We start from the raw sequence: 15,607 nt of genomic DNA, 5'->3' as shown, positions 1-15,607 counted from the left end.
CGTCCGCAGCTGCCCAGGTCCAGCCGCTCCACCAGCGCGGGGACGTCGAGCGGATGCGTGTGCAGGGTCGCGACGTACCGGAGCATCTCGACCGCCCGGACGCCGGACCAGGCGCCGCCCTCCTGGAGCATCACGCCGATCTTCGGCATCAGCTCGTCGTGGTCGGCGAGCGGGTCCAGGCCGAGCACCCGGACGCGGCCCGAATCCGGGCGCCGGAAGCCCTCACAGGTCTCCACGGTCGTGGTCTTGCCGGCACCGTTCGGGCCGAGCACGGCCGTCACCGTGCCGGCGGTTACGGTGAGAGCGAGACCGTCGACCGCGGTCTTCTCGCCGTACCGCACGACGAGGTTGTCGATCTCCACCGCGACTGGCACGTACCGCAGCATAGAGAACGGGGTGAAGTGACCTCGCTCACGCCTCCCCTCGAACCGCGCCTGAGCCCGGGGAACGGTAAGGCGAGCCTTATTTGAAGGGGCCGGGGAATTACGCGACACTGATGTTGTGAAAACTCCTGCGAGTCACGGAACGACGCCCACGGGCGCCGGTGCCGCGCGGGACGAGTCCACCCGGGACCGGGTCGCACGCTCGATCCTGACCAATGGCCCGTCCAGCGCCGCGGTGCTGGCCGAGCGGCTCGAGCTGACCCCGGCGGCGGTCCGCCGGCACCTGGACCACCTGCTCGACGAGGGCCTGGTGGAGTCCCGCGAGGAGCGCGTCTACGGCCCCCGCGGCCGCGGCCGCCCCGCGAAGGTGTTCGTGCTGACCGACACCGGCCGGCACGCGTTCCACACCGCGTACGACGACCTCGCGGCGACCGCGATGCGGTTCATCGCCGAGGCCGGCGGTGACGACGCGGTCACCGACTTCGCCCGGCGCCGCGTCGCCGAGGTGGAGCAGCGGTACCGGGAGCTGGTCGACGCCGCTCCCGAGAGCACCAAGGCGGAGGCGCTCGCTCAGGCTCTCACCGGGGACGGCTACGCCGCCTCCACGGCGAAGGCCGCCCACGGCGAGCAGCTCTGCCAGCACCACTGCCCGGTCGCGCACGTGGCCGAGCAGTTCCCCCAGCTGTGCGAGGCCGAGACCGAGGTGTTCTCGAGACTCCTCGGCAAGCACGTGCAGCGTTTGGCCACCATCGCCCACGGCGACGGTGTCTGTACGACACATATCCCGGGTGCGACCCCCGTTACCCCTGTAACCGACGGCGAATCTGCGAGGACTGCACGATGACGCAAACCGCTCACCCCGAACTGGAAGGCCTCGGCAACTACCAGTACGGCTGGGCCGACTCCGACGCTGCCGGCGCGGTCGCCCAGCGCGGCTTGAGCGAGGACGTGGTGAGAGGCATCTCCACCCTCAAGAACGAGCCGGAGTGGATGCTCGACCTGCGCCTCAAGGGCCTGAAGCTCTTCGGCCGCAAGCCGATGCCGTCCTGGGGCGCCGACCTGTCCGGGATCGACTTCGACAACATCAAGTACTTCGTCCGGTCGACCGAGAAGCAGGCCACCTCCTGGGAGGAGTTGCCGCCGGACATCAAGAACACCTACGACAAGCTCGGCATCCCGGAGGCGGAGAAGCAGCGCCTGGTCGCCGGCGTCGCCGCGCAGTACGAGTCCGAGGTCGTGTACCACCAGATCCGTGAGGACCTGGAGGCGCAGGGTGTCATCTTCCTGGACACCGACACCGGCCTGAAGGAGCACCCGGAGCTCTTCAAGGAGTACTTCGGCTCGGTGATCCCGGTCGGCGACAACAAGTTCGCCTCGCTGAACACCGCGGTCTGGTCCGGCGGCTCGTTCATCTACGTGCCCAAGGGCGTCAAGGTGGACATCCCGCTGCAGGCGTACTTCCGGATCAACACCGAGAACATGGGCCAGTTCGAGCGGACGCTGATCATCGTCGACGAGGGTGCCTACGTGCACTACGTCGAGGGCTGCACGGCGCCGATCTACAAGTCCGACTCGCTGCACTCCGCGGTCGTCGAGATCATCGTGAAGAAGGGCGCCCGCTGCCGCTACACGACGATCCAGAACTGGTCGAACAACGTCTACAACCTGGTCACCAAGCGCGCCACCTGCGAGGAGGGCGCGACGATGGAGTGGATCGACGGCAACATCGGCTCCAAGGTGACGATGAAGTACCCGGCCGTCTACCTGATGGGCGAGCACGCCAAGGGCGAGACCCTGTCGGTCGCGTTCGCGGGCGAGGGCCAGCACCAGGACGCCGGCTCGAAGATGGTGCACAACGCGCCGTACACCTCCAGCTCGATCGTGTCGAAGTCGGTGGCCCGCGGCGGCGGCCGGACGTCGTACCGCGGTCTGGTCGAGGTGGCGCCGGGCTCGCACCACAGCAAGTCCACGGTGCGCTGTGACGCGCTGCTGGTCGACACCATCAGCCGTTCGGACACCTACCCGTACGTCGACGTCCGCGAGGACGACGTGGCGATGGGGCACGAGGCGACCGTCTCCAAGGTCAGCGACGACCAGCTCTTCTACCTGATGAGCCGGGGGATGGCCGAGGACGAGGCGATGGCGATGATCGTCCGCGGCTTCATCGAGCCGATCGCCCGCGAGCTCCCGATGGAGTACGCGCTGGAACTGAACCGGCTCATCGAGCTGCAGATGGAAGGGGCCGTCGGCTGATGTCGTCCACTGAAACACTTGTTGCTACCGGCAACAAGGCACACTCGCACGGGCCGGGTTCCCCGGTCCCGCTCCAGGCCCGCAGCGAGCGGCCGACGTCGTACGACGTCGCCGACTTCGCGGTGCCGAACGGGCGCGAGGAGGAGTGGCGCTTCACCCCGGTCAAGCAGCTGAAGGCACTGTTCGAGGACGCGCCCGGCACCGAGACCCCGAAGCTGGACGCCTCCGGGCCGGACGGCGTCGTGATCGAGACGGTCGCCGGCGACGCGCTGAAGGTCGGTACGCCGCAGGACCGTGCCGCGGCCGTCGCCTGGAACCACGCGGGCGACGCCCTCGCGGTCCGGATCCCGGCCGAGGCCGAGCTCACCGAGCCGGTGCACGTGAACGTCGCGAGCCTCGGCGCCCGCGGCTTCAGCCACCTGATCGTGGACGCCGGCCGGTTCAGCAAGTCGATCGTGATCATCGACCACACCGGCGCCGGTGAGCTCAGCGGCAACGTCGAGATTACCGTCGGCGACGGCGCGGACCTGCGGGTGGTCGCGATCCAGCAGGGCGACCACGAGTCGATCCACCTGGCGCAGCACGACGCGCTGGTCGGCCGGGACGCCCGGCTGCACCACGTCGCGGTCACGCTCGGCGGCAAGGTCGTCCGGCTGAGCGTCAACGTCCGGTACGCCGGACCCGGCGCCGACGCCGAGCTCGTCGGGGTGTACTTCGCCGAGGGCGGGCAGCACCACGAGCACCGGCTGTTCGTCGACCACGAGGCCACGCACTGCAAGAGCAACGTGCTCTACAAGGGCGCACTCGCGGGTGACGACGCCCGCTCGGTGTGGATCGGCGACGTGCTGATCCGGGCCGCGGCCGAGGGCACCGACACCTTCGAACTGAACCGGAACCTGGTGCTCACCGAGGGCGCCCGCGCCGACTCGGTGCCGAACCTGGAGATCGAGACCGGCGAGATCGAGGGCGCCGGGCACGCGTCCGCGACCGGCCGGTTCGACGACGAGCAGCTGTTCTACCTGCAGGCCCGCGGCATCCCCGAGGACGCCGCCCGGCGCCTGGTGGTGTCCGGCTTCTTCAACGACATCATCGGCAAGATCGGTGTCCCCGAGGTCACCGAGCACCTGCACGAGGTGATCGAGCAGAAGCTGGCCCGCGCCGCCGAGCTGAGTGAGAACGCCAAGGCGGTCGTCGGCCAGTGAAGAGCGCACAGTGAGCGACACCTTCGAGCGCGCCTGCGCCGCCGCCGACGTCCCCGACGAGGGTGTGATCCCGGTCGAGGTCGGCGGCGTCGAGGTGGCGGTCGTGAAGAGCGAGGGACAGTACTTCGCGGTCCGGGACGAGTGCTCGCACGCGCAGATCCAGCTGTCCGAGGGTGACGTCGGCGAGTGCGAGATCGAGTGCTGGCTGCACGGGTCCCGCTTCGACCTGCGGACCGGCGAGCCGACCAGCCTGCCGGCGTACGACCCGGTGCCGATCTACCCCGTGCGCCTCGACGGCGACGACGTACTCGTCGACGTGAAGAACCCCATCAACCAAGCTTCCCTGTAAAACTGACGGAGATAGAGAAACTCATGGCGACACTCGAGATTCGCGACCTGCACGTGTCGGTCGACACCGACGCCGGCCCGAAGCAGATCCTGCGCGGCGTCGACCTGACCATCGCCGGTGGTCAGACGCACGCGATCATGGGCCCGAACGGCTCCGGCAAGTCGACGCTGGCGTACTCGATCGCCGGGCACCCGAAGTACAACATCACCAGCGGCACGGTGACGCTGGACGGCGAGGACGTCCTCGACATGAAGGTCGACGAGCGCGCCCGGGCCGGCCTGTTCCTGGCCATGCAGTACCCGGTCGAGGTCCCCGGCGTCTCGGTGGCGAACTTCCTGCGGACCGCGAAGACCGCGGTCGACGGCGAGGCGCCGAAGCTGCGCACCTGGGTCAAGGACGTCAACAAGGCGCTCGCCGACCTGGACATGGACGCCGACTTCGGTCAGCGCAACGTCAACGAGGGCTTCTCCGGCGGTGAGAAGAAGCGCCACGAGATCGTCCAGCTGGAGCTGCTGAACCCGAAGATCGCGATCCTCGACGAGACCGACTCGGGCCTCGACATCGACGCGCTGAAGATCGTCTCCGAGGGCGTCAACCGGTTCGCCGGCCAGGGCGACAAGGGCATCCTGCTGATCACCCACTACACGCGGATCCTGCGCTACATCCAGCCGGACTTCGTGCACGTGTTCGTCGACGGCCGCGTCGCCGAGGAGGGCGGCCCGGAGCTCGCCGAGGAGCTCGAGGCCAACGGGTACGAGCGGTTCCTGAAGGCAGGCGCGTCCAAGTGACCGACGCCCGGACGTTCAGCAGTCCACTGGACCTGCAGTCGGTCCGGGCGGACTTCCCGATCCTGTCGCGCGAGCTGGCCGGCGGGTTCCCGCTGGTGTACCTCGACTCGGCGAACTCGTCGCAGAAGCCGCGCCAGGTGGTCCAGGCGATCGAGGACCACTACCTGAAGCACAACGCGAACGTGGCCCGCGCCATGCACCAGCTCGGCGCCGAGGCCACGGCGGCGTACGAGGGCGGCCGGGACAAGGTCGCGGCCTTCATCGGCGCGCCGTCCCGGGACGAGATCGTCTTCACCAAGAACGCCTCCGAGGCGCTGAACCTGGCCGCGCACACGCTCGGCGCGTCGTTGAAGCCGGGCGATGTCGTGGTGGTCTCCGAGATGGAGCACCACAGCAACATCGTCCCGTGGCAGCTCGCCTGCGAGCGGACCGGCGCGACGCTGAAGTGGTTCGGCGTCACCGAGGACGGCCGGCTCGACCTGTCGAACCTCGACGACCTGCTGACCGAGAACACCAAGGTCGTCGCGCTGACCTGGGTCTCGAACGCGCTCGGCACGATCAACCCGATCAGCGACATCGCCGCGAAGGCGCACGCGGTCGGCGCGACCGTGGTCGTCGACGCGTCGCAGGCGGTCCCGCAGTTCCCGGTCGACGTCTCGACGCTGGGCGCTGACCTGCTGGCCTTCACCGGTCACAAGGTCGTCGGCCCGACCGGCATCGGCGTGCTCTGGGGACGGTACGACCTGCTCGCCTCGCTGCCGCCGTTCCTCGGTGGCGGCGAGATGATCGAGATCGTCCGGATGACCGGTTCGACGTACGCCGCCCCGCCGGCCCGGTTCGAGGCCGGTACGCCGCCGATCGCGCAGGCGGTCGGGCTCGGTGCGGCCGTCGACTACCTGTCCGGGATCGGGATGGACAAGATCGCGGCGCACGAGCACGCGATCGTGGAGTACGCGCTCGAGGGGCTGAAGACCGTCCCGGGTCTGAAGATCCTGGGGCCGACGGACGCGGCCGATCACGGTGGTGCGATCAGCTTCGCGCTGGACGGCGTACACCCGCACGACGTGTCGACGGTGCTCGACACCCGGGGGATCGCGGTCCGGGCCGGGCACCACTGCGCGCGGCCGGTGCACGAGCGGTTCGGAATGCAGTCGTCGACCAGAGCGTCTTTCTATCTGTACACGACGCCCGAGGAGATCGAGGCACTCGTGGACGGGTTGGGATTCGTGCGCAAGTACTTCAAGGTGGATTGATATGCAGCTCGACAGCCTCTACCAGGAGATCATCCTGGATCACTACCGCACCCCGCACCACGCGGGGCTGGCGGAGCCGTACGACGTGGAGGTGCACCACGTGAACCCGTCCTGCGGGGACGAGGTCACGCTCCGGGTCGAGCTCGACGGCGACACCGTGAAGTCCGTGACGCACGACAGCGTCGGCTGCTCGATCAGCCAGGCGGCGACCTCGGTGATGTCGGACCTGGTGATCGGCAAGCCGGTGGCCGACGGCATGGCGACGTACGAGAAGTTCCTCGAACTGATGCAGGGCCGCGGGAATGTCGAACCCGACGAAGAGGTTCTGGAGGACGGCGTGGCGTTCGCGGGCGTCGCGCAGTTCCCGGCCCGGGTGAAGTGTGCACTGCTGGGCTGGTCGGCGTGGCGCGACGCCACGGCGCAGGCCCTCGCAGCCAACCAAGGAGTGAGCAATGGCTGACCAGACCGACGAGAAGATCGAGCTGCCCGAGGTCGACCTCGAGGCTGCTGCGTCCCCAACCTCGTCCCCGGCCAAGGTCGAGGACGTCACCGAGGCCCTGAAGGACGTGGTCGACCCCGAGCTCGGCATCAACGTCGTCGACCTCGGCCTGATCTACGGCATCACGGTCGACGACACCAGTACGGCGATCATCGACATGACCCTGACGTCCGCGGCCTGCCCGCTGACCGACGTGATCGAGGACCAGACCCGGATGGCCCTCGACGGCCTGGTCAACGACTTCCGGATCAACTGGGTGTGGATGCCCCCGTGGGGCCCGGAAAAGATCACCGACGACGGCCGCGACCAACTCCGCGCCCTCGGCTTCAACGTGTGACTCACCCTGCAACGCGCACCGTCTCGGTGGCGCCGGAGCGGTTGGGTAGGTGGCTGGACGGCTTCGGTGAGCGGCATGGGGCGGTGCGGTACGACGTGGGGCCGACGCGGGTCGCGTTGTTGGCCGAGGACGGGTCGACGGCTGTTGTCACGGTGCCGTTCGAGCCGCTCGAACTGTTGACGCGCGAGGGGCTTGTTGCGCATGTGCTTCGCGAGCGGCGGGTCGGGGTGTTGCTGGTGCGGCGGGGTGGGTACGGCGCGGGGGTGTTTGCCGGGGGCAAGCTTCTTGAGTCGAAGGTCGGGTCGCGGCACGTGCAGGGGACGACCAAGGCGGGTGGGTGGTCGCAGCAGCGGTATGCGCGGCGGCGGGACAACCAGGCGCGGGAGGCGTTCGCGGCGGCGACCGAGGTGGCGGTGCGGATCCTGGCGCCGGCGAAGCTCGACGTGCTCGTGTGTGGGGGAGACCGGCGGGCGGTCGACACCGTGCTCGAGGACCCGCGGCTGCGTGATCTCGTCCCGTTGGTGCGGGCCCCGTTCCTCGGCGTACCGGACCCGAAACACAAGGTCCTCGAGCAGGCCGGGGCCGACGCCCGCGCGGTCCGGATCGAGCTGACTCAGTCCAGCGACGAGTAGAAGTTGTCGAAGTCCTCGAGCATGCCGCGGAACGTCTCCAGGTCGTCCTCCAGCCGGGCCCGCGTGACCAGGTAGGGGTTCGCGAGCTTGGCGCTGGTGCCGAACTGGGACCAGATGTCCGCGTCCGCAACCTGGTCACCGCCGTGGTCGCCCTCGGGCAGGAACGCCATCGCCTGCAGGATCGCGTCGACCGCGAGCTCGTAGCTGTTCCGGATGTGGCGGCGCCGCTCGGTGTGCTGGAAGTCGTTGCTCGTCGGGTCGGGCTCGCCGGCGTACTTCATCATCTCGGCGAGCGCCACGTTCTGGTACAGGTATCCGACCCGGACCCATTCCGCGGCGTCGATCAGCCGGGACCGGCCGAGCCCGAACGGCGAGCCGACCTCGATCGAGGTCTTCTCGGACACGTACGGAATCACGATCTCGCCGACCGGCGAGTGGTACGTCCAGGAGTCCGGGCCCTCCACCAGGTTCGTCCCGGCCCGCAGCGGCGGGGCGTCGCCGAAGGTGAGCGCCGGCACCGGCTGCCCCGGTTCGACCGGTGGATTGTCCCGCTCCGAGAGCCGCAGGCTCACGTAGGTCTGCGCCTCGACGAGGCTCCGCGCCGTCAGCATCGGTTATCTCGCTCCCACTTCTCGGGCCAGCTCGGAATACGCGTCCCGGGTCAGCTGCAACCGGTGCAGCCGGAACCGGCCGGGGTCCAGGTCCCGGGCCGCCCGGCCCTCCGGTGTCCAGAACTCCTCGTCCGGTACGGCGTCCAGGCCGTCCGGGACGAACTTGATCACCTCGGCGACCGCCGCCTGCGCGATCGCCAGCGCCCGGTCCGCCTCGGCAGGATCCGTGGGTACGGCGGCCACCAGCCGCTCGGCGACGTCCAGCCACTGCCCGGCATCGAGGACGTCGGACGGCTCCGGCCCGCCGAACGTCGGCCAGCCGTGCACGGGCGTCTCCCGGTCCGGTACGCCGAACAGGTACTCGCGCTCGGCGTCACACCCCGGGCAGACCGCGTTGTAGCTGATCGACAGCTCCCCGTCGACGTCCACGAGCGCCTGCTGCCAGGGTGCCTCGGCGGTCCCACAGTCCGGGCACGGATGCAGCTCGAGGTACAGATGTGCCTCGTCCCGGGTGCGTACCACCGAGAATCCCATGAAGCCCCTCTCGCGCCTGAAGTCCAGCAGTATTCATCATCGGCTCAGGGCCCGGCCAGCGACGGGCCGTGGCCGGTCGGTGAAATCGTCCGTCCGGCGGAGCCACCCGAATGCGTCCGCGCCGAATGGCTGACCACGTAGGCCATCTGCTGCACCGTCGTCTGGTAGTCCAGCCCCTTCAGCACGTCCCGGGGTACGCCGTTCTCCACCAGCGCGTCGGCCACCTGTGCGTTGAAGTTGCCCGGCGGCAAGGTGTTGTGCAGGTCGCGGAGGTCGACGCGTCCCTCGGCCATCCGGACGACGGTCGGGTGCAACCGCTCGAACGCCGGCCCGAACCGCGGGTCGCCCTCGACCTCCAGTGCACCGTCCTTCGTGGCCCGGTACTTCTGGTCCTGACCATCGGGGTCCTTGACCAGCAGCACCAGGGTCCGCTCCTCGGTCTTGGCCTGCTGGATCAGATCGAGGACCGGTGTGTAGGGCTGCCGGACCATCCCGGACTTGCCCGGCTGGAGCACGTCGGCGACGACGTCCGGCGGGCCGAAGTCCGCCGGCTCCGCGCGCAGTTGTGCCGCGGCGAGCGCGGTGTCGAGCGTCGCGCCGCGTTCCATCTGCCGCAGGACGTCCAGGTACTGGTGCCCGAGCATCCGGACGAACACCTGGCCGTGGGCCAGGTCCGGCACCTTCGTGGTGTCCCGGACGACGGGTTCGCCGCGGCCGTTGTCGGTACTCGTCCGCACGGTCGCGTCGTACCGGACCGGGATCCGCACCGTGACCAGCTGACCCTCCAGGAACCTGCTGGTCTCCAGCCGGGTCCCGTTCGCGTCCGACGCCTGCTCCTTGACCTGCTCGCCGATCGAGCCGCTCACCCCGACCAGTCCGCCGTCGAGGCCGCCGGTCGCCGTCAGTGGCGTCAGCCGGTTGCTCGAGTTGGAGGACCGGTACGTCTTCTGGCGTCGCCAGACCCGGCCGATCTGGCCCTCGACCTCGGGGCCGTCCAGCTCGAATCCGATCGCGGTCGCCTGCAGGTGCACGTCGACGGTCTTGTTCCCGTTCCCGGCCTTCGTCAGCGGCTGCAGGTCGATCCCCGGACCGAACAGCCGCCCGGCCTTCGCCGCGAGCGCGGTCGCGGCCAGGTTCGCGTGCAGGAGATGCCCGTACGCCGCGGTGCCGTGCTTGCCGAGTACGCCGGGCTGCTCCAGGTACGCCGTCAGGTTCTCCAGCAGCTCGTGCCGGCGTTCGCGATCGCGGCCGTGCAACGCGATCCGGATCGGGACCACGCCCTCCGGCACGTCGATCTGCCGGTGGTCGGCGAGCTCCGGCTCCGGCGCAGCAGTCCTGGCCGGCGGCGGTCCGTCCATGATGTCGCCGCGGGGGATCCACTGGATCAGGTCCGCACGGACCTGGGCCGGTCCGGACACCGTCGTGAGGTCGGCCTGGTCGATCCGGCCGAGCCGCCAGCCCAGACTCGCCTGGGCGGCGGAGCCGGCGTTCCGGATCCGGATGACCTCGGTGGTGAAGATCGCCGCCCGGTGGGTCTTGACCAGGTCGAAGTGGCCGAGCCGGTCGATCGTCGTGTTCTGCTCGCCGCTGCCGGCCGTGTTGTTGACGGTCCGGTCGGTCGACAGCCCACCGGACGCGTCCGTCCCGCCGCCGATGCCGCCCTTCCCGTCGAAGCCGCCGGTCAGCGTCGTGGTGTGCCCGGTCGACCGGTCCACCGACTGGTAGTCGTACTTCTGCCGTACCTTCCCGACGTCCTCCTTCGGGATGTCGGGCTCGGTACCGGCGTCCGGGTTGTGCTCGTCGACGGGCTTGTCCGGGACGTTGTCGATCGTGCGCGGCCCGGTGAACGTCCCCCGGACCCGGATGAACAGCACGTCCGGACGGGCCTGTCCCGGCACCGGAACCTCGATCGGTGCGTAGAAACCCCCGGCACCGAACACGTCGTTCAGGTGACCCGGGAAGCTCCGTGAATCCAGGTCGACGTCGATGTCGTTCTGCAGTTGCAGACTGGCGGCTCGCAGCCCCGGCGCCAGGGCGTCGATCTGCGGATGGACCAGCGTCCGCGGGTCGAACGGCCGGCCGCCGACCTTGACCGACTCCACCTCGGACGCCCCGAGGCCGTCCTCGTACGCGTCCGAGGTGTGTACCTCACGGCGCTGGTCGGCGGTGGCGATCGCCTGTTGCGCCGCTGTCTCCAGCTGCGCCGAAGCGTTCGGGGTGGCCGTGGCCGGATCGTGGTTCTGCTGGAGAAGCTTCGCGAGCAGCCGTTCGTCGGAGTGCTCAGCGGCCAGGCCGGTGGTCACGCCGGCCTTCTCCTGCTGGTAGCGATGCAGTACGCCGGCCGCGGTCCGCCGGCTGATCGGCAGCCGGTCGTTCAGGTACCGCTCGGCGACGTCGGACACAACCCAGAGCGGCAGGTCGAGCTTTCTCTCGGCGTACAGCTCGAGGGCCCGCCGCTCGGCCATCGCCTTCTGCACCCGGGCTTCCGGCAGCTCGACCTGACCGACCACCTCGCCGTTGTGCACGATGTCCGCGGTCATCGCGAACCGTTCCATGAACTCGTGGTGCGGGCCGGCGTTGATCAGCAGGTCCTCGTCGCCGGACGCCTCGCCGAGTGTCGTCGACTGCGACCGGCCACCGGTCCGGGACAGCGACGCCCCGCCGCTGCGGCCGACGCCGTCGGCACCGACCGGGCCGCCGCCGGCGCTGCCACCGATCCCGCCGGACGACGACGTACCGGAGGTGGAGCCGACCTCGTTCATCGGGAACTCGATGTCGACGCTGTTCTGCTGGCTCAGGCCGAGATGCGTCAGGCTGACGGCCTTGCCGCGGATGACGATCTGGTACTCCTGCGGCAGGATCGTCCGGTCCTGCAGCAGGTGTGCGACGCTGCCCGGGGCGCGGACCACCGTGAACGGCAGCCGGTACTCGCCGTTCAGCCACTCCCGGTTCGCGACCAGGCTGGTGGGGGCGAGGTTCTCGTGCAGCGACGCCAGCGCGGTCGAGTCGGCCCGGATCGCCGGGATCGCCTTGCACAACTCGTCGGCCAGGTTGCCGGCGTCGGCCGCGACCGGGAAGGCGGCCTGGACCGCGTCGTCGTGCGGCTCCTTCGGGTCCTTCTCGTAGACCGGGCTGCCGACGCGGGTCATCGAGCTGTCGTACGCGACCTCCATGCTGCCCCGGACGTCGGCCAGCGGTGTCGCGTCGCCCTTGTCGGTGATCTCCGCGAACCGGATCCGGACGCCCTGCGCCAGCCGGTCGAGCGGCTCGGTGGACTCGCTGAGCGTGACCCGGTTGACCCGGCGCCCGACGGTGTGGCTGAAGTTCCGGCCGCGGGCGGTCCGGGTGCCGGTCAGCCCGAGCCGCCCCATCAGGCCGCTGACCCCGGCCGCCGGGCCGCGGGTCCCGCCGAGACCGGCCGACAGCGGTAGCGCCTTCGACCGCCCGGACGTCCGCGCGGTCGCCCGGGAGCTGATGCCGAGCAGTACGACGTTCTCGTTCTCGCTGACGCCCGCGTCCTGCGTGACCAGCCGGCCGGTGGCCTCGTCGTGGTCCTGCGTCACGGTCAGCCGGAACGGTCGCCACCGCGGCGTACCGGCGAAACCGCGGTCCTCGAGCATCACGATCAAGCCGCCCTGGCAGGCCTGGTTGATGCCGGCCTCGATCCGCGGGGCGTTGAGGTTCTGGATGATCCGCTGGTAGTTGCGGTTCTGCAGGTCGTCCTCGCCGGTCGGACCGTTCGGCGGGACCAGGCCCAGCTTGCGGAGACCGTCGAGCGCCTGCAGCTGGGCCGTTTCGGCGCCCTTGAGGTTCTGCGGCAGCGCCTTGCCGACGCCGCGGAGCTGATCCGGCCCGTAGCCCATCCACGGCGGCACGTTCTGCGGATCGGTGGCCGGCGCCGGATCGCCGCGGAGCAGCAGCCGGCCGTCGGGGCCGAGCTTGACCGAGCCGTCGGGATTCCGCGGTACGGCGTCCTTGTCCGCGCGGCCGCCTACTCGGAGCAGGTCGTTCTCCGGGACCCGCAGCAGCGCCTTGCAGGTGTCGGTCTCGACGATCGGAGCGGCCTTCGGGTCGCCGACCTTGCGCAGCGTGGCGCGGACGTTCAGGCCGACCAGGACGGCCTGGGTCGGGCCCTGGTTACGGTGCACGGCCGGGGTGATCGTGGTCATGCTGACGCTCTGACCACCGGACCGGGACACGTTGCGGCCGGCGGACACGGTCGGCGACAGGTTCACGCCGGTGCCGCCGACGTTGTTCAGCGCGGTCGCCGCGCCCAGCGGGTTGACCGCGTCCGGCTTGCCCGGGAACGACAGGCCCGCGGTCGCGGTCGCCGACGTACCGAACGTCTGGATCGCGTTGGACCCCGCGAAGTCGACCAGGACCTCTTCCTGCCACATCTCCGTGCTGGACTCGCCGACCAGCTCGACGTCCGCCCAGACGGGCTCGACCTCCCAGGTCAGTTCGTACTCGGTCTCGCCGCCGGTCGGGATCCGCCGGGTGATGCCGCCGGGCTGGCTCATCTCGCGGAGCAGCCGGTGCGAGTCGTTGACGATCAGCCCGGCGATGTGGTCGTACGCGACCCGGTCCAGGTCGCCGTACTGCTGCTGGGCCCGGCGCACCAGGCGGTCGGTGACGCCCTGCAGCCCGGTGATGCTGGTGACCGCGTGCCGCGGGAACTCGCCCGTGACGTCCTGCCCGCGGCCGGCCTCGTCGAGCGAGACCGTCTCCTTCGGCGGCTGCACGGTGTACGCGCTGGACACCCAGGTCTGTTGGCGCCCGGCGTCCAGGGTCTCGACGTTCGACCAGGGCTCGGTGGGGGAGTTCCGTACTTCGATCTCCCAGGTGCCGGTCCACTCGTACAGCAGCGATTCGCCGCGGTTGTCGTCGACCCAGCCGGACTGGTAGTGCGCGGTCGCGCCGCTGTTGTCGGCGAGCGTGCGGCCGCGGGACACGTCGATGCGCGGCGACAGCAGCTGGGCCGCGGCGTGCAGCGGCGTACCGGGGGCGGCCATCGCGATGAACGGCTGCAGGTTCAGGCCGACGTCCAGGCTGGTCGAGTGGGTGTTGGTGGTGCCGACGCTGGTACCGCCCTCGCCGAGCGTGCCGGACATCTGCTCGGCCATCTCGTAGTTGCGGTTGGTGATCTCGGTGAGATCGCGCGGCACCAGCCGGAGCCGGACCTGCGGCAGTGCCGAGAGGCCGGCGTCCGGGTCGTGCCCGACCGGCAGCACGATGCCGTCGCTGGACAGCAGCCGCCGGTACTCCGCACTCGGCATCGGGACCGGTCCGCGCCGGGGGAGCTGCTGGGCGATCCCGTGCGCGGCCAGGATCCGGTTGATGTCGTCGGTCGGCAACGTGACCGGATGCCCGTCCGGCGTACCGGTCTGCAGCAGGTCCTTGACCGGCAGCGCCCGGTCGAGGCTGCGCTCGTACGCGAGCACCTGGCGCTCGGCCGCACCGGCCAGCTCCGCGATCCGGGCCGGCGGGGCGCCCGCGTCGATCTGGGTCAGCAGCTGCCGGTACCCGTCGAGCGCCGTCCGGGCGCTGGTGGCGGCGGTCTCGTATCCGTCGGCGATCTCGGTGTGCCGGTCGGCCTTGCGCCGCGCTCCGGCGGCCAGGACGCGCAGTTTCCGGGCCCGCTCGGACGCACCGTGGTCGCGCTGCTGGTCCTCCTCCGCGGCCGCCGCCTCGGACTGGTCGGCCTCCGTGGTGGCGTCGAGCGAGCTGTTCCGCTTGGTGGCGGTGTCGATGTTGAGATCCTCGACGGCCGCTTCGAGGATCTCGATCTGCTGGACGACCCGGCCGCGGAGGTGTTCCGGGGTGTGCGGGGCGGCGTGGGCGACCGCGGCCGCCTGACCGGCGGCGACACCGAAGGCGGCGGCCTGCGGGTCCACGACGAAGCCGTCGGTCCAGGGCAACGCCGGCTCGGAGCCGCCGTGTCGCCGGATCGTCCGGGCGAGTCCCTCCAGGTCGCGCTGCAGCTCATTGACCGGCTGTCCGTCGGCTGTTGCCTCGTGCCAGTCGCGGAGCAGCAGCTGGAAGCTTGCGAGCTCGGCCTGGACGCGGCGGTCCCGCCGTTCGCCGCCGAACGCGGCCCGGAGTTTGCCGAGCAGGCCGTGCGGGCGCTCGGCCCGGGCGGCGGTGGTGTCCTGTGAGAGCTGCGACGTCTGGTTCGCCCAGACCACCCGGAGCTGCGCGTCGGTGAGCGCCGACGAGAGGTGCACGACGTGCGGGTCGGTCGCCGTACCGGTGTGCCGCACACTGCTCGCCAGCGCGCCCAGCGGTACGTCGCCGACGTGGATGCGGACGTGCTGCGGCTCGTCGATACCGGGCATCCGCAGTACGGCGACGTCCGCGTGCAGCCGGTCTGTGAGGGGCGCGGCGACGTCGGCCGGGTGCATCGACCCGAGGACGTCGAGGGCGCGCGTCGAGGTCAAGGGGCCTTCGGCCGTGGGGCGCTCACCGCGGGCCAGCCCGGTACCGCGGATCTGAGAGGTCCACAAGCGGCGGCCGGTGGTCTGCTGCCGGCTGCGCTTCGGGGCGCGGTGCCGCCCGCCGACATTGCCCCGCTGCCGGCGATGCGACGTACGGCGTGCCGTCCGGGCGTCGAGGTACTGCGCGTCGTGGCTGATCAGGCCCGACGTACCGACGATCTCCGAGGTCCGGACGACCGGTCCCGGCTGCGGGATCCGGCGCAGCCGCTCGGCGGCCTCCGGGTCGTGCGCCGCGGCGCCGGCCAGCGCCACCTGCAGCATCGCCTCGGCCT

At 70.4% G+C, this 15,607-nt stretch carries 13 protein-coding genes; 9 read left to right on the top strand and 4 right to left on the bottom strand.

Translation table 11 applies throughout. From position 1 onward, the window contains the following. On the bottom strand, nt 1–374 hold a 374-nt coding region (locus VFF46_RS34515; RefSeq protein WP_325041448.1), incomplete at its 3' end, for an ATP-binding cassette domain-containing protein. 127 nt (nt 375–501) lie between these two features. On the opposite strand from VFF46_RS34515, the gene VFF46_RS34510 reads away from it, so the two are divergent. The 9 genes from VFF46_RS34510 to VFF46_RS34470 are packed head-to-tail and all read left to right on the top strand — an operon-like array spanning nt 502 to nt 7,696. Then, nucleotides 502–1,227: a metalloregulator ArsR/SmtB family transcription factor gene (locus VFF46_RS34510; RefSeq protein WP_325041447.1), complete on the top strand. Its 726-nt coding sequence runs from the start codon at nt 502–504 to the stop codon at nt 1,225–1,227. Continuing rightward, nucleotides 1,224–2,636, top strand: coding sequence for a Fe-S cluster assembly protein SufB (gene sufB / locus VFF46_RS34505; RefSeq protein WP_325041446.1), 1,413 nt, complete (start codon nt 1,224–1,226; stop codon nt 2,634–2,636). The genes VFF46_RS34510 and sufB overlap by 4 nt, the downstream gene beginning before the upstream one ends. Next, nucleotides 2,636–3,838: a Fe-S cluster assembly protein SufD gene (sufD, locus tag VFF46_RS34500; protein ID WP_325041445.1), complete on the top strand. Its 1,203-nt coding sequence runs from the start codon at nt 2,636–2,638 to the stop codon at nt 3,836–3,838. The genes sufB and sufD overlap by 1 nt, the downstream gene beginning before the upstream one ends. Nucleotides 3,839–3,848: 10 nt before the next feature. Next, the gene (locus VFF46_RS34495) at nt 3,849–4,187 is read left to right on the top strand and encodes a non-heme iron oxygenase ferredoxin subunit (RefSeq protein ID WP_325041444.1); all 339 of its coding nucleotides are present in this window, start codon (nt 3,849–3,851) and stop codon (nt 4,185–4,187) included. Between the two features lie 23 nt (nt 4,188–4,210). After that, nucleotides 4,211–4,975: a Fe-S cluster assembly ATPase SufC gene (sufC, locus tag VFF46_RS34490; protein ID WP_325041443.1), complete on the top strand. Its 765-nt coding sequence runs from the start codon at nt 4,211–4,213 to the stop codon at nt 4,973–4,975. Continuing rightward, on the top strand, nt 4,972–6,228 hold the full coding sequence (locus VFF46_RS34485; protein ID WP_325041442.1) for a cysteine desulfurase: 1,257 nt from the start codon (nt 4,972–4,974) through the stop codon (nt 6,226–6,228). The genes sufC and VFF46_RS34485 overlap by 4 nt, the downstream gene beginning before the upstream one ends. A gap of 1 nt (nt 6,229) precedes the next feature. Further along, on the top strand, nt 6,230–6,688 hold the full coding sequence (sufU, locus tag VFF46_RS34480; RefSeq protein ID WP_325041441.1) for a Fe-S cluster assembly sulfur transfer protein SufU: 459 nt from the start codon (nt 6,230–6,232) through the stop codon (nt 6,686–6,688). After that, nucleotides 6,681–7,064 carry a metal-sulfur cluster assembly factor gene (locus VFF46_RS34475; protein ID WP_325041440.1) on the top strand — a complete coding sequence of 128 codons (384 nt, stop codon included), beginning with the start codon at nt 6,681–6,683 and terminating at the stop codon, nt 7,062–7,064. The genes sufU and VFF46_RS34475 overlap by 8 nt, the downstream gene beginning before the upstream one ends. After that, complete coding sequence (locus tag VFF46_RS34470) at nt 7,061–7,696, top strand: acVLRF1 family peptidyl-tRNA hydrolase (protein WP_325041439.1); 636 nt, start codon at nt 7,061–7,063, stop codon at nt 7,694–7,696. The genes VFF46_RS34475 and VFF46_RS34470 overlap by 4 nt, the downstream gene beginning before the upstream one ends. Here the strand turns inward: VFF46_RS34470 and VFF46_RS34465 are convergent. From VFF46_RS34465 to VFF46_RS34455, 3 genes are read right to left on the bottom strand one after another with little or no spacing between them, the layout of a single operon-like run. After that, the gene (locus tag VFF46_RS34465) at nt 7,678–8,307 is read right to left on the bottom strand and encodes a hypothetical protein (protein WP_325041438.1); all 630 of its coding nucleotides are present in this window, start codon (nt 8,305–8,307) and stop codon (nt 7,678–7,680) included. The two genes, VFF46_RS34470 and VFF46_RS34465, sit on opposite strands and share 19 nt — an antisense overlap. A 3-nt stretch (nt 8,308–8,310) precedes the next feature. Continuing rightward, on the bottom strand, nt 8,311–8,841 hold the full coding sequence (locus tag VFF46_RS34460) for a hypothetical protein (RefSeq protein WP_325041437.1): 531 nt from the start codon (nt 8,839–8,841) through the stop codon (nt 8,311–8,313). A 44-nt stretch (nt 8,842–8,885) separates the two neighbouring features. Then, nucleotides 8,886–15,596, bottom strand: a complete 6,711-nt coding sequence (locus VFF46_RS34455; protein ID WP_325041436.1) for a hypothetical protein — start codon at nt 15,594–15,596, stop codon at nt 8,886–8,888. Nucleotides 15,597–15,607 lie beyond the last annotated feature (11 nt).

Source organism: Kribbella sp. (genome assembly GCF_035655035.1).
GTDB lineage: Bacteria > Actinomycetota > Actinomycetes > Propionibacteriales > Kribbellaceae > Kribbella.
Note: the sequence above shows the minus strand (reverse complement) of the source record. Positions and strands in the feature narration are given on the sequence as shown.

Bases quoted from the DNA above. Each gene is read 5' to 3' on its own strand.
- VFF46_RS34455 (WP_325041436.1), bottom strand. From the start codon at position 15,596: ATGCTGCAGGTGGCGCTGGCCGGCGCCGCGGCGCACGACCCGGAGGCC.
- VFF46_RS34475 (WP_325041440.1), top strand. From the start codon at position 6,681: ATGGCTGACCAGACCGACGAGAAGATCGAGCTGCCCGAGGTCGACCTC.
- sufC (WP_325041443.1), top strand. From the start codon at position 4,211: ATGGCGACACTCGAGATTCGCGACCTGCACGTGTCGGTCGACACCGAC.
- VFF46_RS34465 (WP_325041438.1), bottom strand. From the start codon at position 8,307: ATGCTGACGGCGCGGAGCCTCGTCGAGGCGCAGACCTACGTGAGCCTG.
- VFF46_RS34460 (WP_325041437.1), bottom strand. From the start codon at position 8,841: ATGGGATTCTCGGTGGTACGCACCCGGGACGAGGCACATCTGTACCTC.
- sufU (WP_325041441.1), top strand. From the start codon at position 6,230: ATGCAGCTCGACAGCCTCTACCAGGAGATCATCCTGGATCACTACCGC.
- sufB (WP_325041446.1), top strand. From the start codon at position 1,224: ATGACGCAAACCGCTCACCCCGAACTGGAAGGCCTCGGCAACTACCAG.
- sufD (WP_325041445.1), top strand. From the start codon at position 2,636: ATGTCGTCCACTGAAACACTTGTTGCTACCGGCAACAAGGCACACTCG.